Origin of the sequence: Micromonospora sp. NPDC051925 (genome assembly GCF_044548625.1) — a bacterium.
GTDB lineage: Bacteria > Actinomycetota > Actinomycetes > Mycobacteriales > Micromonosporaceae > Micromonospora.
Map to the genome: position 1 here is coordinate 64,064 of NZ_JBIUCH010000027.1, position 24,564 is coordinate 88,627.

Genomic DNA, 24,564 nt, shown 5'->3' on the forward strand with positions numbered 1-24,564 from the left:
TCGTACGGTTTCGAAGACGGAGCATGCGCCTGTGCCGGCAACCAAGCCTGACGTCCACGGTTCGTTCGCACCAGGATCGGTCGTGGTGGTCCGCGACGAGGAATGGCTCGTCCGCGCGGCCGAGGAGACAGCCGACGGCATCCTGGTCCACGTCCAAGGGCTCGGTGAACTCGTCCGCGACACCACCGCCTCGTTCTACACCCGGCTGGACCAGGTGGTCGTGTCGGACCCCGCCCACGCACGGGTGGTGGCCGACGCCAGCCCTCGATACCGCACCGCGCGCCTCTGGCTGGAATCGACGCTCCGGAAGACCGCCGTGCCCCTCGGCGAACGCTCGCTGTCGGCGGCGACCAGAGGGCTGGCGGACACGCTGAGCTACCAGCAGTCGGCGGTACGCAAGGCGTTGGACCCGGCGAACCTGCGACCCCGGATCCTGCTCGCCGACGCCGTCGGCCTCGGCAAGACCCTCGAGATCGGCATGATCCTCTCCGAGCTGGTACGTCGCGGCCGCGGCGACCGCATCCTCGTGGTGACCCCACGCCACGTGCTCGAACAGATGCAGCACGAGCTGTGGACCCGCTTCGCCCTGCCGTTCGTGCGGCTCGACACCGCCGGCATCCAGCGAGTCCGACAGAAACTACCGGCGACCCGCAACCCGTTCACCTACTACCGCCGGGCGATCATCTCGATCGACACGCTCAAGTCCGACCGGTACGTGGCCAGCCTGCGGAAACAGCGGTGGGACGCGGTGGTCATCGACGAGTCGCACAACCTGTCGAACGCCGCGACTCTCAACAATCGGCTCGCCCGTCTGCTCGCCCGCACCGCCGAGGCCCTGATCCTGGCTTCGGCCACCCCACACAACGGCAAGGCAGAGTCCTTCGCCGAACTGGTGCGTCTGCTCGATCCGGCCGCCGTGCCACCGAGCGGGGTCCTAGACCGGGAGGAGGTTCGCCGGCTCGTCGTCCGTCGCCACCGGCACAGCCCCGAGGTCGCGAACGCCGTCGGCGCCGACTGGGCGGAGCGGCAGGAGCCGAACAACGTCCTCGTGCCGGCTACCCCCGCCGAGAACGCGGTCGCGGACGAACTCGAGCACACCTGGCTGTGGCCCGGCGAGGGCGGCAGCCCGTACTCGGGACCGCGCGCGGCGTTCTTCCCCTGGACGCTCGCGAAGGCGTTCCTGTCCTCACCGGCCGCACTCCAGGAGACGATCGACGGCCGCATCGACCGGGTCGGCAAGGACGAGAAGGTGCCGTCCCAGCGAGCGGAGGTCGAACTGCGGGCCCTGCGCCACCTGCGACAGCTCAACGAGCGGACCATGCGGGAGCCGTCGGCCAAGTACACCCGGCTGGTGGCGTACCTGAAGGAGATCGGTGTCGGGCCCGGCTCCTCCACCCGGGCAGTGGTCTTCGCCGAGCGTCTGGAGACGCTGCGCTGGCTGCACCGCAGCCTTCCGAAGGACCTCGGCCTACCGGCGAGCGCCGTCGAACTGATGCACGGCGGCCTCACCGACGCCGAGCAGCAGGACGTCGTCGAGCGCTTCAAGCAGGAGCAGGCGGCGGTACGCGTGCTGGTGACCGGCGACGTCGCCTCCGAGGGAGTCAACCTGCACGCCCAGTGCCACCAGCTCGTCCACTACGACATTCCGTGGAGCCTGATCCGCATCGAGCAGCGCAACGGCCGCATCGACCGCTACGGCCAGAAGCACCCGCCTCGCGTCACCGCCCTGCTGCTCGACCCTGCCAGCGAGAAGTTTGCCGGAGACGTCCGCGTGCTCGCCAAGCTGATCGAGAAGGAGAACGAGGCGCACACCGCTCTGGGTGACGTCGCCTCGCTGATGGGGCAGTACGACGTCAAGGGCGAGGAGAACGAGATCCGGTCCGTGCTCGCCCGCACCAAGCAGCTCGACGACGTGATCCGACCGGTCGCCGAAGTCGCCGCCGGAAACGACCTCGCCGCGCTGTTCGCCCAGATCTTCGAGTCCGCCGGGCAGACGACCGGCGAAACTGTGGCCCCTGACTCCACCATGGAGGCTGGCGACGCCGGCTCGGGCCTCTACGACGACGAGATCTCGTACCTGGAGGAGGCCCTGCGGGAGGCATTCGTCGACCCCGCCGCGCCGCCGGCCCGCGGCGGCGTCGGCTGGCGCCGCGACGAGGCGTTCGGCACCGCCGAACTCGTCCCCCCGACCGACCTGGTGCAACGCCTCGACGTGCTGCCGCAGAGCTATCTCGCCGACCGCAAGGTCACCGAACGCCTGGTGCTCGCCACGACCATGGCCCGAGGCCGGGAACGACTCGCCGCAGCCCTTCGCGACCGCAGTGGTACGACCTGGCCCGACGCGCACTACCTGAGTCCACTGCACCCGGTCCTCGACTGGGCCGCCGACCGGGCCCTGGCCGCCCTCGGTCGCAACGAGGTGTTCGCCGTACGCGGCGCCGTGGAGACCCCGACGGTGCTGCTGCTCGGCACGCTGACGAACAAGCGGGGACAGGTGGTCTCCACGGCGTGGCTGACCGCGCAGTTCCCTGCCCCGAAGGACCCGTCGTTCGTCCTGGTGACGCCGCACGAATCGGTCCGTACCGCCTTGCAGGAGCTGGGCTGGACCACATCGCGAGCCAACCCCGGCCCCGTGCCCTCGATCGACAGTCTCGAACCTCTGGTCGCGCCTGCGGTGCACCAGGCTGCGGCCTACCTGGAGAAGAACGTCTTCGAGGCGGCCAGCCGCGACGCCCAGCAACGGGTCGAGACCTGGCGCCGCAAGCTCGACGCGTGGGACGAGGGAGCGGACGTCCTGATCAGGCGCAGCGACGTACAAGCCAGCCGGGCCCGCATCGACGAGGAACGCGAATTGGCCGAATCGATGGCACCGTCCCGACAACTGGTACGCCCGCTGCTGGTGGTCGTGCCCGACACGGAAGGCGAGAACGAGTGAGCGGGTCCGACGCGATCCTCGTCGGCGAAGGCTGGATCTCCGAGCACTACTTCACCACCGAGGCCACGAGAGAATCGTTCCGCGCCAAGGTCCTGGAACGCCGCACCGCGTGGGACGCCGAGGACGCAGAGAAGCGCCCGACACCACGGTCCCGGTTCCTCGCCGCCCGCAAGGAGTTGGAAAGCGACCTGGCAACCCTGTCCGAGTTGCTCGACCCGGCCGCCGCCACCGAGCAAACTGGCAGTCGGACGGCCCACGGCGCACCCGCCCGCGTCGCCACGACGATGCGCACCATCCTCGGACTCGACGCGCCCGGATTCGTCACCGTCGAAACCGGGCCGGTCACCCGGATTTCCTCGGTCGGCGTGACCGGACCCGCGCCCCTGGTCGTCCTCGCGGCTCTGCCGGTGGCCACCGTCGAGGAACTATTCGCCCGCGACGCGGTGACGCTCGACGAACCGATTCGGCTGGCGGAGGACGGCGAGGACGTCAAGAGCGTCGCCCGGCTGCTGTCCGCCCTCTTCGTCGCCGATGACGCCCCCGAACTGGCGCTGGTCCTGGCCGGTCGGTGGGCGCTGCTCGCCGAACGCGAACGCTGGGCCGAAGGCCGCTATCTCGCCGTCGACATCCAACTGGTCTGCGAACGCAACGACACCAAGAAGGGCGGCGAGGTCGACCGGGCGCTGGCCTGCCTGTGCGCCGAGGCGATCGCCCCGGACGCCGACGGCAAGCTGTGGTGGCACGGCGTGCTGGAGGCGTCGGTCAAACACACCGTCGGCGTCTCCCAGGACCTACGCGAGGGCGTACGGCTCTCCATCGAGATCGTCGCCAACGAGGTCGTCACCCGCCGCCGCGCCCGAGGTCTGCCGCCGCTGCCGAAATCCGAGGCCCAACCGCTGGCCCGGCAATCGCTGCGGTTTCTCTACCGGATCCTGTTCCTGCTCTACGCCGAAGCCTCCCCCGAGCTGGGCGTGCTGCCGGTCGGTGCCCCCGAGTACGACCAGGGATACAGCCTCGACCGGCTCCGCGAACTCGTGCAGGTCGAACTGGCCACCCCCCGGGCCCGTACTGGCACCCACCTCTACGAGTCGCTGGGAGTCCTGTTCCGCCTCGTCGACAAGGGCCACCCGTCAGCCGCCACCGGCGACGACGATGATGCAACGAGCATCCCGGGCCTGACCTTCAACCCGCTGCGCGCCGACCTGTTCCGTCCCGAAGCCATCGCCCACATCGACGAGGTCGGCCTGGGTAACGTCGCCGTCCAGCAGGTGCTGGCCCACCTGCTGCTCAGCAAGGAGCAGCGCGGGAAGGACCGAGGCTTCATCTCGTACGCCGAGCTGGGCATCAACCAGCTCGGCGCGGTCTACGAGGGCCTGATGTCCTACACCGGCTTCTTCGCCGACACCGACCTGTACGAGGTGGCCAAGAACGGCGACAGCTCGAAGGGATCGTGGGTCGTCCCGGTCGACCGGGCCGACGGCATCACCACCGCCGACTTCGTGAAGACCATCGACCCGGTCACCGGCGAGTCCCGCCCGGTGGTGCACGAGCAGGGTTCGTTCGTGTTCCGCCTCGCCGGACGGGAACGCCAGCAGTCGGCCTCCTACTACACCCCCGAGGTGCTGACCCGCTTCACCGTCGGGCAGGCCCTGGAGGAGCTGCTCACCGACGAGACTCCAGCCGAGCAGATCCTGAGCATGACGATCTGCGAGCCGGCCTTGGGCTCGGGCGCGTTCGCCATCGAAGCGGTCCGCCAGCTCGCCGACCAGTACCTCAAGCGCCGGCAGAAGGAACTCGACAAGCGCATCGACCCGGACGAGTACCCGAAGCGCTTGCAGGAGGTCAAGGCATACCTTGCGCTGCACAACGTCTACGGCGTCGACCTCAACGAGACCGCCGTCGAACTGGCCGAGATATCGCTCTGGCTGGACACCATGGTCGAGGGCCTGTCCGCGCCGTGGTTCGGCCTGCACCTACGCCGAGGCAACTCGCTGATCGGCGCCCGCCGAGCCGTATACCGCCGCCACCAGGTCACCGACAAGTCCTGGCTGGGAGCCGTGCCGCAGGAGGTGCCGCTGACCTCGCTGGTCGAGGACATCGACGCCGGCCGGGTCGCCACCGACGGCATCCACCACTTCCTGCTGCCCGCCGACGGCTGGGGCTCGGCCGCCGACGCGAGAGAGGCCGCCGCCTTGGCCCCGGACGCCGCAAAAAAGCTCAAGAGGTGGCGAACCGGCACGCGGAACAAGCCCACCAAGACCCAGGTCGACGCGTACACCGAACTCGCGCACCGGGTCGAGACCCTGTGGCAGATCACCTACCGGCGGCTGACCATCGCCGAGGAGCAGATCCGCCGGTCGATCCCAGTGTGGGGAGCAGGTGAGCTGCCCGCCGGTGGAGCAGTGACTCGCGAGCAGATCGAGACGGCGCTCGCCGACCAGAATGGTGCCTACCGTCGGCTACGACGAGCGATGGACGCCTGGACCGCGTTGTGGTTCTGGCCCCTCACCGACTCGCTCGCCACCGTGAACGGCAAGGTGATCGAGCCGCCCACGGCCACACAATGGATCACCGGCCTGCAGGCGCTACTCGGTCGCAACCCGGACGTGCACAAGCGCAAGCCGGTCGAGCTGCGCTTCGGCGCGGGCATGAGCTGGGCCGAGTTGGACGAGGCCGAGTCTCTGGAGATCGGCTTCGCCAGCGCGGAATCCATCGGCGAGGTGCTCCAAAAGCACCCATGGCTGGTGGTCTGCGAGCGGATCGCCCAACGACAGGGCTTCTTCCACTGGAACCTGGACTTCGCAACGGTCTTCGCCGGCGGCGGCTTCGACCTCCAGGTCGGTAACCCACCGTGGGTTCGGCCTCGCTCTGACGTCGATGCGCTGCTCGCCGAAGGTGACCCGTGGTGGCAGCTCGCCCTCAAGCCGACCCAAGCGCAGGTCGCCGCGAAACGGTCCACCACCCTCGCCCTGCCCGGCATGACGGACTTCGTCATCGACGGCACGGCGGATGTGTCGTCGACGGCGGCTTTCGTCGGCGCTCCCGAGCAGTACCCGCACCTTGCCGGCCTGCAACCCGACCTCTACCGCTGCTTCATGGAGGTGATGTGGCGACACGGCTCGGTGCGAGGCATGCTCGGCATGATCCACCTCAACTCGCACTTCACCGACGAGAAGGCAGGCTCACTCCGGTCCGAGCTTTATCTACGCCTTCGCCGCCATTGGCATTTCGTGAACGAACTCATCCTCTTCGAGATCGAGGACCACAAGCACTACGGCATCACTGTGCACGGCTTTCGGCAGGAAACGCCGGCATTCACCCAGGCGAGTTGGCTCTACCACCCCGACACTGCGCTGCGATCACTCGTCCACGACGGTTCCGGGTCAGAGCCAGGACTTAAGGACGACGATGGAAAGTGGGACTTACGCCCGCATGGGTCGCGCATCACCCACGTCACCGACGAGACCCTGCGCGCCTGGCACGCCACCATGGAAAGCGACGATGTGCCAATCCGGCAGACCCGGATGGTGTACGCGGTGAACCGGTCGAGCGCAGCCGTACTGAAGAAGCTATCCCAGTCACCGCGAATCGGTGAGCTGGATCTGCGATTCTCTGCCGGGTGGCACGAAAAGAACGATCGGACGAAGGGATACTTCGAGTCGGAGTGGGCGGTGCCGGCGACCTGGGACGACGTGATCTTGCAAGGGCCGCACCTGTTCGTGGCGACACCGCTCTACAAAGCTCCGAACAAGACCATGCGCAACAATCAGGACTGGTCGGTGACGGCCTTCGAGGAGTTGCCGGCCGACGCGATCCCGGCCACCGCCTACCAGCCCATTGGCGACCGGTACGAATACGACTGCGCCTACACCGACTGGGGTGACGAGGACCATCCTGACCCCGCCCGCGACCACTACCGAATCGCCTGGCGCCGCATGGCCGCCAACCAAGGTGAGCGTACCTTAATCCCGGCCATCATCCCGCCTGGAGCCGCTCACGTTGACGGAGTCTTCGCTGCTGGAGATCCAAAAGGGTCGGCTGGCAATACAGGGTTGATCCAGGCCATTCTCGGCTCCTTGATCTGCGACTTCATGACGCGCACTGCCCCGAAGGGCGATATTCGCGGTCCCGGCATTACAAGGTTGCCATGGATCGACACCGAGACTCAATTCCGTGATCTACTGATCCTGCGCGCACTGAGGCTCAACTGCGTGACGAACGCTTACGTGGACCTATGGCTAGAGGGTTACGAGGAAGAATTCGTCGAGGATTCCTGGGCAGGCGGGTTCGCGCATCGGCGGCGGAAGCCGCTGGGGCAAGTCGGGCCGGATTGGACCGCCGACACGCCCTTGCGGATCGCCGCCGACCGGCGTCAGGCGCTGGTCGAGATCGATGCCCTGGTCGCGTTGATGCTCGGGTTGACGGCCGACGAACTCTGTTCGATCTACCGGACCCAGTTCGCGGTGTTGCGAGGCTACGACCGCAACGTCTACTTCTACGACGTCAACGGGCGTCTCGTGCCTAATTCGGTGCTCACCGTGTGGCGCAGGAAGGGCGACCGGATCACCGCAGAGGAGCGGACCTCGACCAACCAGGCCGGCTACACCTACATCTACGAGCTGCCGTTCGTCACCCTCGACCGGGAGGCGGACATGCGGCAGGCGTATGCCGTCTTCGAGCAGCGGTTGCGGGAGCGTTCGTGACCGAACTGCTGCCCACCTTCCAGGCGGCCCGCATCCGGCAGGGTCTGGTCGACTACCTGACGACGACGTTCGGGTTGACCGACGGGGACGCCCGTGACGGCCTGGACCGGTTCCTCTCCGACCCGGACACGGGCATGTTCAAGGGCCCCTACGTGCGGCTGCGGCTGCCGTTCCGCCCCGCCGAGGAGGGGTGGCGGAACAGCCTGGAGTGGTACGAGGGGTTCCCGCCTTACGGCCACCAGGCGGCGGCGTTCGCTCGGCTGGCGTCGGCAGTCGGCGGCGAGCCGCGTCGACCGTTGCCGACGTTGGTCACCACCGGCACGGGTTCGGGCAAGACCGAGGCGTTCCTCCATCCGATCCTCGACCACGTGATCCGGGCCCGGCGGGACGGGGTGAGCGGCACGAAGGCGTTGATCTTGTACCCGATGAACGCGCTCGCCAACGACCAGGCAGCGCGTCTGACCCGCCTGCTCACCACGCACTCGGCGTTGGACGGTGTGACGGCGGCGCTCTACACCGGGCAGGAGGGCGCCACCCACACCACGGTCACCCCTGACGGGCTGATCACGGATCGAGTGGCGATCCGGGACACCGCTCCGGACCTGCTGCTGACCAACTACAAGATGCTCGACCAGTTGCTGCTGCGCTCCGAGGACCAGGAGTTGTGGCGACAGTCGGCGACGAGCCTTCGCTACCTGGTGTTGGACGAGTTCCACACCTACGACGGAGCGCAGGGCACCGACGTGGCGATGCTGCTGCGCCGGCTGGGGCTGGCACTGAAGAGCCACTGGCATGACGACGATCCACTGATCGACGACGCCGCCCGATCCCGGCCGCTCGGCCTGATGACGCCGGTCGCGACCTCCGCGACGCTCGGTGACAAGGGCGACCCGTCGGTGATGCGGGAGTTCGCCCACACCGTCTTCGGGGAACGCTTCGACTCCACGTCGGTGGTCACCGAGACGCGGTTGGTCCTGGCGGACTGGGCCGACGGCGCGGCCGAGGCGGTTGCCACGGCCGGGTTCACACCGAAGAGCCTCGACGAGTTGCGCGCCGCCGGAATCCGGCCGCTCCCGGAGGTGAGCCTGGACGCCTCCGGCGCGGAGGCCGCGTACGCCGTACTCGGGCTGCTGTACGGGGTGACCAGCGACGAGCTTGCCGGTGCGGCGCCGGAGTCGTTGTCGGCGTTGTGCCGGGCACACCCGTTGGTGATCGAGCTGGCGCGGTCGGCCGGTCAGGCCGTCGCGCTCAGCGACCTCTCCCTGCAGGTGTTCGGTCCGCAGGCCGAGCCGGAGCAGACCGAGGCGTCGTTGTCGCAGGTCCTGGCGATGCTCGGGCACGTGCGTAAGGTCGTCGGTGGCGGTGCGCTCTCGGTCGACGTGCACCTGTGGGTGCGGGAGCTGACCCGCATCGATCGGGCTGCGGCCGCTACGGCGCGGTTCCGGTGGAGTGACGACGGGCCGGTGGTCGCGGGTGACGAGGCCGAGGAGGCTCGCCCCTCGTTCCCGGCGATCTTCTGCCGGCACTGCGGGCGGTCCGGGTGGGGGGTCGGGCTCGCCCCGGTGGGCGACAGCCTGGCCCCGGACGACGAGAGCATCCGTCGGCAGCATGCCGCCCGGGAGGGCCGATTCAGACCCCTGCTGTACGCGCCGGCCGAGGCCGCCGTCCGATCCGACGACGAGTCGCCGGTCGAGGGGCTGGTGTGGTTCGCGGTGCGCAGCCGGGAGTTGCTGGGCACGGTCGACGTGGACGATCCGGATCTGCGTGACGGTTGGGTCCTGCCGGTGCTGACGAACGTCGGGGACACCGCCGACGAGCTCAGCCGCAAGGACACGTGCCCGTCGTGCGGGCAGGAGGACGGCATCCGGTTCCTGGGCAGCGCCATCGCCACCCTGCTGTCGGTGTCGCTGTCCACCCTCTTCGGTGCGCCGAAGCTGGCCTCCGAGGAGAAGAAGGCGCTGGTCTTCACCGACTCGGTGCAGGACGCGGCGCACCGGGCCGGCTTCGTGCAGGCCCGGTCGCACACGCTGACCATGCGTTCGGTGTTGCACGAGGCTGTCGCGGAGGGGGCGCTGACGCTCGACCGGTTGGTGGAGGAGGTGCTGACGAAGGCGGGTGACGATCCGGTCCGGCGCTACCGGGTCCTGGCACCGGACTGTGCCGATCGGGAGTCGTTCACGCCGTTCTGGCAGGCGCCGCGTCAGCGAGCCGTCAAGACGTCGGTGCACTCGCGGGTACGCAAGCGGCTGGCCCTGGATGCCTCCCTGGAGTTCGGGCTGAACTCCCGTATCGGCCGGACGCTGGAGCTGACCGGGTCCGTGGCGGTCGAGGTCGAGGCGGGTCTTCCGGCACGCATCGCCGGCCTGGCTCGGGCCGCCCTCGACGGCACCGCCTGGCAGGAGCGTCTGGGGTCGGCCGGTGTCGGCGACGACGTCCTGGTGCGGTGGGTGCGCGGTGTGCTGGACCGGATGCGGGTACAGGGCGCGATCGAGCATCCGTGGTTCGACCGTTATCGCGCCGAGGACGGCCGCGACTGGTCGATCTGGGGTGGCCGGCCCCGCGGGGACGGCATGCCGGCGTTTCCCCGCGACCGGCCGCGACCGGCGTACCCGAAAGTGGGTGGCTCGCCGGGGCCGACCAACTACTCCCACCTGGACCCGGTGACCGCCTCTCAGTCCTGGTACGCCCGCTGGACCTCGCGGGTGCTCGACGTCTCGCCCCTCGACGGTGGCCGGCTCGCCCGGATGCTGTTCGAGCGGCTCGCCCGTGACGGTGTGCTGACCACGACGACCAGCCAGTCCGGGGCCACCGTCTACGCCTTACCCGCCTCCGGGGTGGTGGTGGCCCCGACGGACGAGGCCGACCTGGCCTCCGGGCGGCACCTTCTGGTCTGCGACACCTGCCGGGGCAGCATGCCCGGCGGCGTCGCCACCGTCGTCCAGCTGTCCGGGGCACCTTGCCTGAACGTACGGTGCCGTGGACGCCTGCAGTCTCAGCCGCTGCCGGCCGAGAACTTCTACCGCCGCCTCTACGCCTCGCCGGACATGCGGCGGGTCGTCGCCCGGGAGCACACCAGCTTGCTCGACGACGCGACGCGTCTGGCGTACGAGAACGGTTTCCGTGGTGCGGCGACCAGCCCGCAGGCGCCGAACGTGCTGGTCGCGACGCCCACCCTGGAGATGGGCATCGACATCGGCGACCTGTCAGCGGTGTTTCTCGCCTCGCTGCCTCGTACGGTGGCTTCCTATCTGCAGCGGGTCGGGCGGGCTGGGCGTCTCACCGGAAACGCTTTCGACCTGTCGTTCGTCACCGGTCGCGGCGAGCACCTGCCGAAGCTCGGCGACCCGCTGTCGGTGATCGACGGCGAGGTGCGACCACCGGCGACCTACCTGGCCGCTGAGGAGATCCTGCGCCGTCAGTACACGGCCTACCTGATCGACGCGTCGGCTCGGGAGCAGGGCCGCCGGCATCCGAGCAGGGCGGCTGGGGCCATCGGGTCCTGCGCGCCGGGCACCTTCCTCGGTGACTTGGTCCTGCGTGCCGAGCAGTCGTGGGAGCAGGATCTGGCCCGATTCGTCGCGACGCTGGCCGACCTACCCGGCGAGGTGGTGGACGGGCTGCGAGACTGGCTGGTGCCGAAGGCCGGCCCACGCAGCAGCGGATTCGCCCGGCACCTGCAGGAGGCGAGCGGGCGCTGGCAGCAGACGGTCGCGGTGCTCGAACAGCGCCGAGCGAAGATCACCGAACTTCTTCCGGAACTCGAGGCGCGGGCGCAGTCTCCTGCGGTGACCGAGGACGACCGGCAGGCGCTGCGGTCCGCGCAGGCGACCCGGCAGATGACCGGTGGTCAGCTGGCTCATCTGCGTAGCAGCTACTGGATCGGTGTCCTCGAGGAGTACGGGCTACTGCCCAACTACACGCTGCTCGACGACACCGTCACCCTGGACGTCGGTCTGTCGTGGATCGACCCGGACGACGCCAAGTACCGCTACGACAGTGCACAGTTCCAGCGCGGTTCGGCGCACGCCCTTCGGGAGTTCGCGCCCGGAGCCACCTTTTACGCCCGTGGCTGGGAGATCGAGATCGACGCTGTCGATCTCGGCCTGGACGGGGCGTCGGTCCGCACCTGGGCCTTCTGCCCGGATTGTGGGTACGCCGCCGATCTGGCTCTGACCGGGAGGGAAGTCGTCCCGGTCACCTGCCCGCGCTGCGGCAGCCGGGGAATCCACGACACCGGGCAACGCCTCGACGTGGTCGAACTCACCCGGGTCTCCGCCGAACTTCGGCGTGACGAGGTGGCCATCTCCGACCGCCGCGACGAGCGGGGCCGGGTCGCGTTCCAGATCGTGACTACCGTCGACGTGAACCCGGACGACGTGGCGGACCGATGGTTCGCCGAGGGCATCGGGCTGGGTTGCAGCCTCCTTCGCTCGGTCGACATCCGCTGGCTCAATCTCGGCCCGACCGGGCACGGCCCGACCCGTACCATCGCCGGGGCCGAACGGCAGGGAACGTTGTTCCGGGTCTGCTCCGGCTGCGGGAAACGCGACACCGACACCGGCCGCAACCGGCCGCACGAGCACCGCCCCTGGTGCCCGCACCGGACTTCGGTGAGCGAGGTGACCAGCACCGTCGCGCTGTCCCGGACGCTGCGCACCCAGGGTCTGCTGGTCCGGTTGCCCCATACGGTCACCCTCGGCGACGACTTCGCCGTACCGAGTCTGTCCGCAGCGCTGCTGCTGGGCCTGCGCGAGCAGATGGGCGGCCACCCCGACCACATCCGGGTCGAGCAGGTCGTCGATCCGACGTTGTCGGACGGAAGCGACAACCACGACGCGATCCTGCTGCACGACACCGTTCCCGGTGGTACCGGGTATCTGGCCGGCATCGCCGATCCGGACGACTTCAGGAAGCTGCTGGTCCTTGCCTGGAACCGGGTGCGGGACTGCGAATGCCGCCTCGAGGAGCGCCTGGCCTGCCATCGCTGCCTGCTACCGTTCCCTCCACCGGGAGTCGTCCGCCGGGTTTCGCGGGCCTCGGCCGAACGGCACCTGCACACCCTGCTCGGGTTGGCTCCCGACGTGCACACAGCCGAGGACACGACCTGGACGGTGACCAAGGTGGCCCCGAACGAGGAACCGGAGTCCCATCTGGAACGTGCGTTCCACCGGGTGTTCCTGGGCCGGCTGCGCCGTAGCGGCGCGGCGGTCGCCGAAACACCCTCGCCGGTCGGCAACGTCGCCCGGTTCACCCTGCCCGGCACACCCCGGCACTGGACCCTGACGCCACAGGTGAACGTCGCCAACTCGCGGCCGGACTTCCTGCTCAAGGCCAACGACACGAACGTGCCCGACGTCGCGGTCTTCACCGATGGCCGGGCCTACCACGCCACCGCTACCGTGAACCGGCTCGCGGACGATGCCGCCAAGCGTGCCCACCTGCGTGACCTGGGCATGGTGGTGGTCGCCCTGACCAGCGCCGACATCGCCGCTGCCGAAACCGGCACCCACACCGCGCCGCAGTGGTGGAATGCCGCCCTGGCCGGCAGCTTGATGAACGTACCGGGATTCCAGGCACCGCCGGAGGCGTACAAGGCTCTGGGCCGCGGGATGGTCGACTGGCTGGTCGGCTGGGTTCTCGACCCGAACCCGGCTGCGGCGCGGGCCGCCGCACGCGCCGTACCGATGTTCCTGTCCGCCGGGGCGCAACCGCTCCAGGTCGCCTCGGACGTCACCCTCGCCCAGGTGGGCCGGGCGGCACTGCTCGGTGAGGAGTCGCCCGTCGGCGAGCGCAGAGTTCACCTGCACCGCAGCGGTTCCCTCGCAGCTGTCGTCGAGATGAGGCACACCGCCGGCGTCGAGGTCGCAGCCGTGCTCGACGATCGGTCCGAAATGCTCGACGAAAGACACGCCGAATCGTGGCGTGCCTGGTTGCGGCTCGCGAACGCGCTCGGTCCACGAGACTGGCCGACCACCGTGACGACGACCAGTCTCGTCGAGCCGATCGCCGGCAGGCCGGACACGGCCGAACCGCTACGGCCGGTGGGTGCCTGGGCCGACGTGTACGAGGCCGCGCTCTCCCAGGACGAGAAGGAACTGATCAGCTCCCTGGCCAACCACGACGTCACACCACCGAAAGTCGGAGCGGAGGGCCCGGACGGCATCCCGCTCGACATCTGCTGGCCTACGCTGCGCGTCGCCGTGGCCTTCCCCCACATGCCGCCTGAGGACCGCACCGACCTGACCCGCCACGGCTGGCGGTTGGTGGCGCCCACGCCCGCCGAGGTCGTCGCTGCCCTGGCCCACGCTGCCGTCGAGACGGACGAAGGACACTGATGCCGACCATCATCATGGGAAAGCTCGCCAGCAAGATCGACGGCTCGGTCCGTGGAAAGGCGATGACCTTCCTGCAGAAGCTCGGAGTCGACGACGCCACCCCGGGCCTGCACGTCGAACCCATCCAGCACAGCGCCGACCCGCGGGTTCGCACCGGGCGGGTCGACGACTTCTGGCGGGCTGTCATGTTCCGCCTCGACGGCGACGGTGAAACCCACTACGTCATCCACGGCATCTGGCCGCACGACGACGCCATCGGCATCGCTCGACGCGTGCGGCTGAGGGTGAACCCGATCAACGGCCTGCCCCAGATCGAAGAGATCGAGCCTTCCCCAGACCCGACTCTGCTTCCCGACAAGACCACGACGAGGTCCACGAAGCCGCTGTTCGCCCGGCTCGGCCACGAACGCAGCGAACTCGTCGAGCGGCTCGGGCTCCCTGAAGACGTCGTCACCCAGGCCGTGGCCACCTCCGACGAGGACGGCATCCTCGACCTCGCACAGCGGTACGAGGGCTGGATCGGCACCATCCTGGTCGACCTGGCCGCAGGGGACGACATCGACGCGATCGTCCGACGCATGCAGCTGGAGAAGGCCTCCTCGTCCGGCGACGACGATGCCGACGTGTTGCAGTCACTCAAGCGGCCGGCCGCCGCGCTGCAGTACGCGTTCATCGACGACCAGGAGGAACTACGGCGGGTCATCGAAGGCGGCGACTTCGGTGCTTGGCGGATCTTCCTGCACCCCGAGCAGCGTCGCTACGTCGACCGCTCGTACAGTGGCCCGTTCCGGCTCTCGGGCGGAGCCGGCACCGGCAAGACCGTCGTGCTCGTCCATCGGGCCCGCGCACTCGCCCGCCACGACCCCGACGCCCGGATCATCCTGACCACCTTCACCACCAACCTCGCGGACGCCTTGGGCGACAGCCTCGGCCAGCTCGACCCGCGTGTGCCACAGGCCAAGGCCCTCGGTCAGCCCGGCGTGTACGTGACAGGTGTGGACGCGCTCGCCTCCGCAGTGCTACGGACCGCTGGTCGCGGCCTGGCCCCCGCGATGCGGGAGGTCCTCGGCGAGGAACGGTCGACGCCGCTGGCCCGCACCGCACCGAATCGTTGGCGGGAGGTCGTCGAATCGACCGGCACCATGCTGCCGTACGAGCTGGCCAACGAGACGTTCCTCGCCTCGGAGTACGCGCACGTCGTCCTACCCAACAAGGTGCACGACGAGGTCGGCTATCTACGGGTACGCCGACCGGGCCGAGGCGTCGCGCTGGACCGCGCCAAACGCCGAGCCGTCTGGGCACTCGTCGAGGCATACCGGGCCCGCTGTCGGGCCGACGGCGGCCTCGACTTCGCCGAGGCCGCCGCAGTCGCCGCAGCGCACCTGACGGTCGCCGACCCGCGTCCCGCCGATCACGTGCTCGTCGACGAAGGGCAGGATCTCGCGCCCACCCACTGGCTCCTGCTCCGTGCCGTCGTCGGGGAGCACGCCGACGACCTGTTCATCGCCGAGGACTCCCACCAGCGCATCTACGGCACCCGCGTCGTTCTCGGGCGGTACGGCGTCGCCATCGTCGGTCGCTCCCAGCGGCTCACCCTGAACTACCGGACCACGGCGCAGAACCTGCACTACGCCATGACGATCCTCGGCGGCGGCCAGTACGTCGGCCTGCAGGACGAGCCGGAAACCACCGGCTACCGATCGGCCCGCACCGGCCCGATGCCCATCATCGAACTCGTCGACTCCCTCGCCGAAGAAGCAGCGGTGGTCGTCCGACACGTGCGCACCTGGCTCGACGCCGGAAATCTGCTCGAGAACGTCGCCGTCCTGGTCCCCGACCGGTACCACCGCGACCGCGTCGTCACCGCTCTGACCGACGCCGGCATCGACGCCCGCGCCGTGGACCGTGACCGCCCCCCGGCAGGCCGGGTACCAGTACTCACGATGCACCGTGCCAAGGGCACCGAGTTCTCCAAGGTCCTGCTGGCCGCAGGCAAACCATCGCCGGCAGAGATGGAACGCCTCGCCTTGCTGGATCCTGCCGAGCGCGCGGACGCGGAGCTTCGGGCCCGGTCGTTGACCTACGTCGCGGCGACCCGGGCACGTGATGAGCTGATAGTGGTGCAGCGAAGCTGAAGCCGAGTAGGAGGCCTGGCAAGGAAGCCGCGTCCGATGTCAGATTGGGGATCAGGCAGCCGGACCGAGTCGGTGAAGCGGCGTGGGTGACGGTCACTACCGTCGTTCACGCACACCCCTTTCCAGGCCATTTCGAACATGCAAGCACCAGGAAGGGTCGTGGATGAGGCCGAGAAGAGTGACCTTGCTCGACATCGGGCTGGACTCGTCGTTCGATGCTGCAATGATGTTCGTCCAGTCGACACTGCAGAACATCAACGCCGGTTGTGAAGCCCCGATCGTGGACATCGACTTCGTTCGGTCACGTGATCCCGACACCGTGCTGTCCGCGTTCACTTCGTCATGCGACGTCCTACACGTCATGGCCCATGGCGACCACAGCGTCACGCCGTCGTTCACCAGCACGGACGGCGAGTTCACCGTGTCCTTCGAGCAGCTCGGGGAGGTCGCGGCAGGCAGGGGCAAGGGCATCTCGACCGGCGCCATCATCGCGGACGGCTGCAAGACCGGCACCGGCGCGTGGCTGAAGGCGGTACGGGACTGCCTCCAGGGCGAGGCCACCTATGTGGGCACCTCTTCCCTCATCGGCTGGCACGAGAGCGGCGTGTTCAGCTCCGCCTTCTACGGAGCCCTGTTCCGCAACCGTGGACGCGGCGTGAAGCCTGCCGACCAGGCTCAAGACGCCGCCACCCGGGCCATCGACGCGTATGCCCTGCTGACGGACAAGAACTGTCCATTCAAAGTCACGACCCTCAAGCCGAGTCAACGAGCCCGGACGCTGCTGAGCTGACAGGGGCGTCGACCAAGCACACGGTCACGAAGCGCTCGACAGGTTGGCCCCCCAGAGGGATCGCACCTCGCGACCTGCAGGTCGCGCTCACCCCAGACCGACCGCCGGATCTGGACGCCAGTCGATGATCCGTCAGCACGACAACTCGGTCTGCATCACAAGACGTTGCGGAACCGGATCAGCCAGAGCAGGCCGGCAGACGCTGCGCTGACGAAGACCGCGTAGGGCCGGCCGACAGCGTCGTCGGCCGGCCCTACGCGACTGGTGGAGGCGAAACTTCGAACTATGCCGGCCTTGCGGTGCTACCGCGTCGGGGGACGATGGCGGCGGTTGCTTCGGCGGCGGCGTGTGAGAGTTCGGGGAGGACGGCGCCGTAGAAGGTGGCGGTGAAGTGTGGGCTGGAGTGGCGGAGTCGGTTGGAGATGACTTTCATGTGGACGCCGGCGGCGAGTCCCATGGTGGCGGCACCGTGGCGGAGGTCGTGGAGTCGGATGGGTGGTAGTCCGGCTTGGGTGGCGAGGTGGTGGAAGTGGTCGGTGACGTCGGCAGGGTGGAGCCGCCCGCCAGTGGGGGTGGTGAACACCAGTCCGGTCTTGGTCCAAGTAGTGCCGGCGGCGAGGCGTTCGCGGTTCTGTTGGGCGCGGTGGGTGCGCAGGACGGTGATGGTTTCGGTGTCGAGGGCGATGGTGGCTTCGCTGTCGGTGGTTTTGGGGGTGTCGATGGTGGTGGCCCAGCCTTGTTGGACGAGTTGCCAGCGGACGGTGAGGGTGTTGGCGTCGAGGTCGAGGTCGTCCCAGTGCAGTCCGCAGGCTTCGCCTCGGCGGAGGCCGGTGAAGGTGATGAGGTGGTAGAGGGCGTAGAGGCGGTCGCCTGCGTCGTGGGTGTGGTCGAGGAATCGTCCGGTGTGTTCGGGGGTCCAGATCATGACGGGGCTGGGGGTTTTGCCGGTGTCGCGCCAGGTGCGGATGCGTTGGTCGGTCCAGATGGTGGGCTTGGGTGGTCGGGCGCGGGGTAGCTCGATCAGGAGGGCGGGGTTGATGTCGAGGTAGCGGTGGCGGCGCATCGCGTCGTTGAGTGCCTTGCGCAGGGTGGCGTGGATAACGTGCATCGTCCTCGGTCCCACGATCCGCTGGTTCTTGACCTGGTCACGTTTAGCCGGGTCCCGGCTGGCGCGCAGAGTCGCGATGGTGGTGTTGCGTTCGGCGATGGCTTCGTACATGGCGTCGATGTGGCCGGGGCGGAGCCGGTCGATGCGCAGATGCCCGAGGTGCGGGATCAGGTAGAGGCGGATGTGGCCTTCGTAGGAGCGCAGGGTGCCTTTCTTGATGTTCTTGCGTCCGGCGAGCCAGTCGGTCAGGTAGTCGGCCATCGTTGGTAGTTCGGTGGGGGTGATGTCGAGGTGCAGGGTGCGGCGGACCTGGTCGGGGGTGGGTACGGGTGCGCCGGTTTTGACGGCGGTTTCGATGAGGTCGCCGGTCTTGACCATGACGTGGGGGTCGGTGGGGTCGGGGACGGCGAGGGCGGCGCGGATGCGGTCGAGGATGGTGTCGGCGTCGGTTTGGGTGGGGTAGGGGCCGTGGCGCAGTGTGCGGCGGGTGCCGTCGTTGCGGGCGGGGATTTCGATCTGCCAGTGCCATTGGCCGTGGTTGCGGGACCATCCGCCGCCGGGGCGGCGCAGGTCAGGGCAGGATCGTCCCAGCCGGCGGCCCGTGGTGTCGCGGCAGCCGCAGCGTTTGAAGATGGAGCCTTTCACTGGTCGTCTCCGGGGTGCTCGACGTGGTGCCGCCAGCGGTGGTGGGTGTAGTCCGCTGGTGGCGGGGTCGTTGCATCCACGCTCGACACCACGCCGGGATCAAGTCGCCGGCCACCGGCAGGGTCCGGGGCGGATTGGTCGAGGAGGAGGAGTCGGAGAAGGCCGGTGACGGGGACGATGATGCGGGTCCCGGCGCGGATGAGCGGTGTGGGGAAGGTGTCGGTGGCGGCGAGCCGGTAGGCCTGGGACCGGCTGATCCCGAGGACCGCCGCGGCGGTGGGCAAGGTGGTGGCGGCACCGAGCGCGCGGATCCGCTCAGCGGTCCACGGCACGTTGGTAGACGGGGGTGGGCTGGTCGGTTGGGTGTCATGGTTCGGGGTGGTGTGGGCGTTCATGGGGCGGGGTCTCCTGACTGCGGTGGATGCGGTGCAGAGGTACGCATGGTGGTAGGCGTGGCGGGTTCCGGTGCTGTCGACGGGGTGCTGCGGTCGGCGGATTCGGGAGTCTGCTGGTCGATGGGTAGGGCTAGTGGGGCCTGGTCGGCTTTGAGGATCTTCAGTAGCTGGGACGCGCGGGTGTTGGACACGGTGTGACCGGTAGCGCGCAGCGCGGTGGCCAGGGCAGCACGGGTGAGCGGCTGGCCTTCGGCGGCGAGGTCCTCCTGGGCGCGTCTGGCGACCAGGAGCAGGACGTCGGTGTCGTTGTCGGTGGGGTGGGTGGACGGTCCGCGCCGCGACGGCCGACGCTGGCGGACCGGTCCCCCGGTCCGGGAGTGGTCCGGTCCGGTGTGCGGGTGGTCGTTGCTGGTGTCGTGGACGGTCCGCGCGGGCAGACGCCAGTCCCCGGTCGGCAGGGCGGGCTGGGCGTCGGCGCGGTCCGCCGGAAGCTGGCTTGCGGTGGCGATGGGCTGGTCCGCTGGCCGGGCGGTGGACGGGTTCGTGCCGGCTGGTGTGGGTTCGGGTGGGGTGTTGGTGTAGCCGAGGGCAATCTTGACCATGACCAGGAACCCGAGCGCCGGCACGGCCGCGGCGGCCCAGCCGATCGGGGACGGCTCGGCCTCCACGACCTGCGCCGCGAGCGACAACGTCACCGCGCAGGCCAACACCGCCGCCGGAAACATCGCCGACACCTGCGCCCGCTTACGGCGGCGCAGTTCCAGGCCGGAGGCGATGGACATCAGCTCCAGTACGATCGCGTCCGCCCATGCCAACCAGCCCGGCTGGCCGTGAGCGGCGGCGACGTTGTGGACGTGGGTGAAGCTGGCCGCACCCGCCGCCCCACCAATCGCCAACATGATCACGACCTGGACAGCTCCCTCTGCCGGGCTCCGTCCCGGACCAGCGTCCGAGTCACCGGGTGCGGTCGTAGCCGACCCCCTCCCCCGGCCGGACCACCAGCACGCCCCGTCCGCCCGCGCCTGCGGACCGGACCAGCGGACGGACGGTCCCCGCGTGCCGGACCAGCACCGTGGATAACTCGGTCCGGGGCCGGTCCGCGGACCGGCCACGCGGGTGCCGGGACGATACCTCCGTCCGCTCGCTGTCAGGGCTGCCCGGTGCTGTCGCTGGTCTGTCAGCAGCCTTCGGTGAGACGCTGACAGACCAGTGACAGAACGGCTTCGGGGTCGTCGCCGTCGCACATGCCGACCGCACGATGAAGAGGTCCGGGGAGATGTCGTCGGTCATGCCGCCTCCCCGGTCGGGTCACGGTCGTCGAGGACCCAGGTCGACAGGTCAGCCAGCGTGGATCGTTGTCCGCCGTCGCCGGCCACCGCCCATACCGCCTCGGCGGGGCACAGGCCCGCCGTGGTGGCGTGGTCGCGGGCACCGGTAGCCACCGGCATCCGCGGCGGCGTCTCGGCCCACATCCGGCGTAGGTTGCGTTCCCGGGCGGCGGAGTGCAGCCAGAACAGCACCGGCCACGCCCGCCCCATCGCGGCGAACCACTCCCGGTAGCCGACCAGCTTGTGGACCAGCACCGACAGCGGCTCGCCACCGGTGTCGTACTCCACGAAGAACGGCACCCGGCCACCCCGCACCATCCACAGGCCGTAGCCGTCCGGACGTACCCGAGGTTGGTAGGCGCGCACCAGAGCCGGATCCTGCGGTCTGGTGAACACCCCCGACCGCCGGCACGCCGCCTCCGACAACCACTCCCCCAACCGGGCATCAGGATGAGTGCGGGCGTAGCCGGCAAGGTCGGTGAAGAAGCCGTTCACCCCCAGGCGGTGCTCCAAAGTGCGGCTCGACGTCCAACGGCGCCGCTCCACCCGGGCGTGATCACGCCGAGGCGGACGCTCGTCACGACCAGCGGCAACGACCTCCGCACCGAGCTGATCGATCACGTAGTGATACGGGTACGAGCCACCGTCAGCGCGCTGCGGGCGGAACCGCGCCACCAACCGCAACCGATACAAGATCCGCAACCGCCGCTGACAGAAATCCAGAGACGGAAACAGGGCATGCGCGATCTGGAACGACGTCAACACCCCGTGGTCGTAGAGCCAGCCCAGCAGCACACGGTCACGGGCGGTCAGTTGGGACTGGACCCGAAGGACCGGATCATCCACCAGCCACCACCTCCCCTCCTGTAGGGAATGCCAGCCCCAGGGGGAGAGACCCGAGACCACGCAGGGTCTATCGCAGGACAAGCCAGCAGCGCTGACAGCCGACCTGACCAGCGGTGTGAGACGGAACAGGGGGTCCGTCGGGGCGTCCGGTTGAAGACTGACCTCAACACCGACGCCAACCCGGACCCCGCAACGGGCACTGAAACGGAATCTGTCACCGCCACCGGCACCGAGCCGGAGCGCACAGAAACGAGATGAACCACGAACACAACAACTCCTTGATCGAAAACAATGAGAATGCGCGACGACATCCACGACGCCGCAGGGATACACAGCCACAGCCAGTGCGACGGACTACGGAGAAGCGCACTGCGGAGTTGCCAACCAACACCCCGACCGGGCATCCGGTCGACCCGAGAGCGGATGAGGACAGCAACGACCGACACGACCACCAGAAAGGCAGTCGCGACAGCAAGAACCGCGACAGCAGCTACGGAGACAGGGCCGCTTAACGCCGCGCCGGCAGACGGCGCGGCACAGCGAGGGACAAATGCCTCGAAAGCCGTCGACATCACGGCTCGGGTGGGGCGTCGACTCAACCCGCCGGAGAAAGACCCTTCATCGCGAACCCCCTACCACTCAAAACCAACGACGACCCGCGACGCTCCTCCAGGAACGTCGCCAGCCTGCCCATTGGACCCGGCAGACAGACCGCCACGCGGTCACGTCCGTACCAGTACGCCTCCCCGGCAGAGCCCTGTCAACCAGCGCCACCAGCAGCCGATCACGACGTCTCCGGACCCAGCCGGACGCACCGACACCCACCAACCCGCACTGGACCCCAGCGGCACAAATCCACGCCCGAAACAGGCAGAAAAATCTTGACCAACGCTCGTAAACGTCTCACTTCATGAGACGGTCTTCTGACCCGAAGCACACTTACGGGCCAGGAATCGAGCCCGGAGAGGGCCCGTTCGCATGACCGAGACGCAGACGACCTCCGCCTCTCACACCGCCCGACGCGGCTTCTGGTGCCCAACTTGACGGTGTGATCCTCAGAGACCAGGCCGAACTACGCCCCACCCCACCCCCACCAATCTCGGGGCCGCCTCATACCACGCGCACGGCCTGCCGCCGCCCCAGTCCCACATCGAGCGGTCACGATTGAGCCGATCCCACCACCTCATGCCGACCGGCCAGCAAGGTCGAGACGCTCACCCAGCGCCACGGGGTAACACTTCACCCTCACCGCGCCAAACAGCTCGGCTCGGCTCGGGGCGCACGTTGATCCACCGAAGGGCACACGGCACAATCGCCAGGTGATCAGCAGCGTGTTCTTCGATGTGGGCGAGACCATCGTCGACGAGTCTCGGGAGTACGGCACCTGGGCAGACTGGCTCGGCGTACCACGCCACACCTTCTCCGCCGTCTTCGGCGCAGTCATCGCCCGCGGCCTCGACTACCGGGAAACCTTCCAGGTCTTCCGACCAGGATTCGACCTGACCCAGGAACGGCAACGCCGCACCGCAGCAGGACAACCCGAATCATTCACCGAAGACGACCTCTACCCCGATGCCCGACCCTGCCTGGCCGCGCTACGCGCGGCAGGGCTCCACGTCGGCCTCGCCGGCAACCAGACAGCACGCGCAGAAACCATCCTGCGCGCCCTGAACCTCCCAGTGGACGTGATCGGCACCTCGGACGGCTGGGGCGTAGAGAAGCCCTCCCCCGCCTTCTTCGACCGCGTAGTCACCGAAGCCGGTTGCCCAGCCGACCAGGTGCTCTACGTCGGAGACCGCCTCGACAACGACATCCGACCAGCACAAGAAGCAGGTATCCCCACCGCACTCATCCGCCGAGGCCCCTGGGGACACATCCTCAACGACACAGCGATCAGCGACCGCTGCCTGTTCCACCTCGACTCACTCACCGAACTACCCGACCTCATCCGCAAACACAACAAGCCGACCACCTGACCACTGCCCAACCGCTCGAATGAAGCTGCCCAGCACGCGGTAAGCGGCAGATGAGGATGCCGCTCAACCAGGCCGAGGAGGCCCTACCGTGTCGCGGCACCGTTCACATGCTTGGGTCAGGATCGCCGAGTGGTCTTGCGTTGCCACTCGTTTTTCCACGCCCGTACTTGGAACTGAGGAAACCCAACGGACTGGCCGAGGCTGGTGACGTCGTCCGGAAGCCGGGTTTGTGCCTTGGCGAAGGCCGTGGGAGCGAGGGCGGAGGAGAACGCGACGTCGCTGCGGATCTGGGCGCCGATGAGATTCCGTTGCCATTCGTCGGTATGCGCCTGGATCGGGTGCGTGAAGTCGCCGAGGGGTCGCAGCCGCGTTGGTGCCAGAATTGCGTCAAGGCGAGTGTATATAGCCGGATACCGCCCGCCCGCCGCGCCGATTACGACAAGCACGCCACCCGGGCTTAACGCAGTCGCCAGCCGTTCAATCTCCGCCGCAAATTTTCCTGTAATGTCAGTGTTGGTAAGGAAATTGCACATTACGATTAGGTCGTATGCGCTCGGCGGATAGTTGCCGTCCTCGATGGCGAACTGTCGGGCGGTGTGCATGCTGATGTCGTCGTCGCTACGCTCGAACTCCGCACGAATGGCCATGGCGCTTCCATCGATGGCAGCCTCGTGCTCGCGGCGCACCGAGAACCCTTCCAAGTCATCGTAAGTGATCCCGAACGGCAGGACCGAGCCGTCGGCCTCAGGACCCTTTCTGGCGTAGAGCTCCTCGGAGAACTGGTGAAGCAGCCGGGACCAGGCCGGACCACGGTCGATGGCGTGCAGTATCCGTGCGGAGGCGGTGACTACGCCCAGCTCGGAGGTGGCGATGAAGGCTCGCAGATCGTCGTAGAAGTCCCGCACGGCAAACAGGGCCGGCGCCCACCTCCATGATGGACAACCGGTTGCGGCGTAGCGGCAGGTGTCCGGCGATGAAGAGTCGGTCGAGAACCTGCAGGACCCGTCCGTACCGGTCCGACAAGTGCCAGATCAGGTATGCCACAGTCTCGGCATCTGAATCGAAGGCGAGCCGGTCGCAGTTGGCGAGGATATCGGGGTAACGGGTGACGATGTCTTTCGCGGACGGGGTGAGCAAGGCGCGGCGGGCGATGGTGCTCACTGCCGCAGTCATGTTGATCAATCGTCGGTGTCGCAGGGAGTCCTTCGACGACCGCCAGGCCGCCCAAGAGTCAGCGTGGTCGCGCAACCAGCGGCCCGCCCGCCACTGCGCACTAGCTTGATCTTTAACCTGCGGCGCGGTGGCATCGACCCCGGCTGATCATGGAGACAGCCCTTGATCGATCATTCCTCTTGTCTAGGGAAGAAG

11 protein-coding genes are annotated in these 24,564 nt (G+C 68.5%); 6 read left to right on the forward strand and 5 right to left on the reverse strand.

What is annotated here, in order from left to right; genetic code table 11:
• The first annotated feature begins 31 nt into the window (after positions 1–31).
• From ACIG87_RS28770 to ACIG87_RS28790, 5 genes are all read left to right on the forward strand, one after another.
• Positions 32–2,935, forward strand: coding sequence for a helicase-related protein (locus tag ACIG87_RS28770; protein WP_396854747.1), 2,904 nt, complete (start codon positions 32–34; stop codon positions 2,933–2,935).
• The gene (locus tag ACIG87_RS28775; RefSeq protein WP_396854758.1) at positions 2,932–7,638 is read left to right on the forward strand and encodes an Eco57I restriction-modification methylase domain-containing protein; all 4,707 of its coding nucleotides are present in this window, start codon (positions 2,932–2,934) and stop codon (positions 7,636–7,638) included. The genes ACIG87_RS28770 and ACIG87_RS28775 overlap by 4 nt, the downstream gene beginning before the upstream one ends.
• Positions 7,635–13,973, forward strand: coding sequence for a DEAD/DEAH box helicase (locus tag ACIG87_RS28780; protein ID WP_396854748.1), 6,339 nt, complete (start codon positions 7,635–7,637; stop codon positions 13,971–13,973). Before ACIG87_RS28775 ends, ACIG87_RS28780 begins: the two co-directional genes overlap by 4 nt.
• Entirely contained in the window at positions 13,973–16,108 is a 2,136-nt protein-coding gene (locus tag ACIG87_RS28785) for a UvrD-helicase domain-containing protein (protein WP_396854749.1), read from the forward strand. The genes ACIG87_RS28780 and ACIG87_RS28785 overlap by 1 nt, the downstream gene beginning before the upstream one ends.
• 178 nt (positions 16,109–16,286) lie before the next feature.
• Positions 16,287–16,898 (forward strand): hypothetical protein, encoded by a 612-nt coding sequence (locus ACIG87_RS28790; protein WP_396854750.1) that lies wholly within the window; start codon positions 16,287–16,289, stop codon positions 16,896–16,898.
• Positions 16,899–17,181: 283 nt separating this feature from the next.
• On the opposite strand, the gene ACIG87_RS28795 is transcribed toward ACIG87_RS28790, so the two are convergent.
• From ACIG87_RS28795 to ACIG87_RS28810, 4 genes are all read right to left on the reverse strand, one after another.
• The gene (locus tag ACIG87_RS28795; RefSeq protein ID WP_396854751.1) at positions 17,182–18,651 is read right to left on the reverse strand and encodes a tyrosine-type recombinase/integrase; all 1,470 of its coding nucleotides are present in this window, start codon (positions 18,649–18,651) and stop codon (positions 17,182–17,184) included.
• Positions 18,648–19,046 (reverse strand): hypothetical protein, encoded by a 399-nt coding sequence (locus ACIG87_RS28800; protein WP_396854752.1) that lies wholly within the window; start codon positions 19,044–19,046, stop codon positions 18,648–18,650. The genes ACIG87_RS28795 and ACIG87_RS28800 overlap by 4 nt, the downstream gene beginning before the upstream one ends.
• A complete protein-coding gene (locus ACIG87_RS28805; protein WP_396854753.1) occupies positions 19,043–19,945 on the reverse strand; it encodes a DUF2637 domain-containing protein in 903 nt (300 codons plus the stop codon). The genes ACIG87_RS28800 and ACIG87_RS28805 overlap by 4 nt, the downstream gene beginning before the upstream one ends.
• Positions 19,946–20,332: 387 nt before the next feature.
• Complete coding sequence (locus ACIG87_RS28810; protein WP_396854754.1) at positions 20,333–21,220, reverse strand: replication-relaxation family protein; 888 nt, start codon at positions 21,218–21,220, stop codon at positions 20,333–20,335.
• Between the two features lie 1,319 nt (positions 21,221–22,539).
• Here ACIG87_RS28810 and ACIG87_RS28815 point away from each other — a divergent pair.
• Complete coding sequence (locus ACIG87_RS28815) at positions 22,540–23,196, forward strand: HAD family hydrolase (protein ID WP_396854755.1); 657 nt, start codon at positions 22,540–22,542, stop codon at positions 23,194–23,196.
• Between the two features lie 116 nt (positions 23,197–23,312).
• Here ACIG87_RS28815 and ACIG87_RS28820 read toward each other — a convergent pair whose 3' ends face one another.
• Entirely contained in the window at positions 23,313–24,101 is a 789-nt protein-coding gene (locus ACIG87_RS28820; protein WP_396854756.1) for a hypothetical protein, read from the reverse strand.
• Between the last annotated feature and the right edge of the window lie 463 nt (positions 24,102–24,564).

Excerpts from the sequence above, each read along its gene's own strand:
- ACIG87_RS28785 (WP_396854749.1), top strand. The coding sequence starts at position 13,973 with ATGCCGACCATCATCATGGGAAAGCTCGCCAGCAAGATCGACGGCTCG.
- ACIG87_RS28805 (WP_396854753.1), bottom strand. The coding sequence starts at position 19,945 with ATGTTGGCGATTGGTGGGGCGGCGGGTGCGGCCAGCTTCACCCACGTC.
- ACIG87_RS28800 (WP_396854752.1), bottom strand. The coding sequence starts at position 19,046 with ATGAACGCCCACACCACCCCGAACCATGACACCCAACCGACCAGCCCA.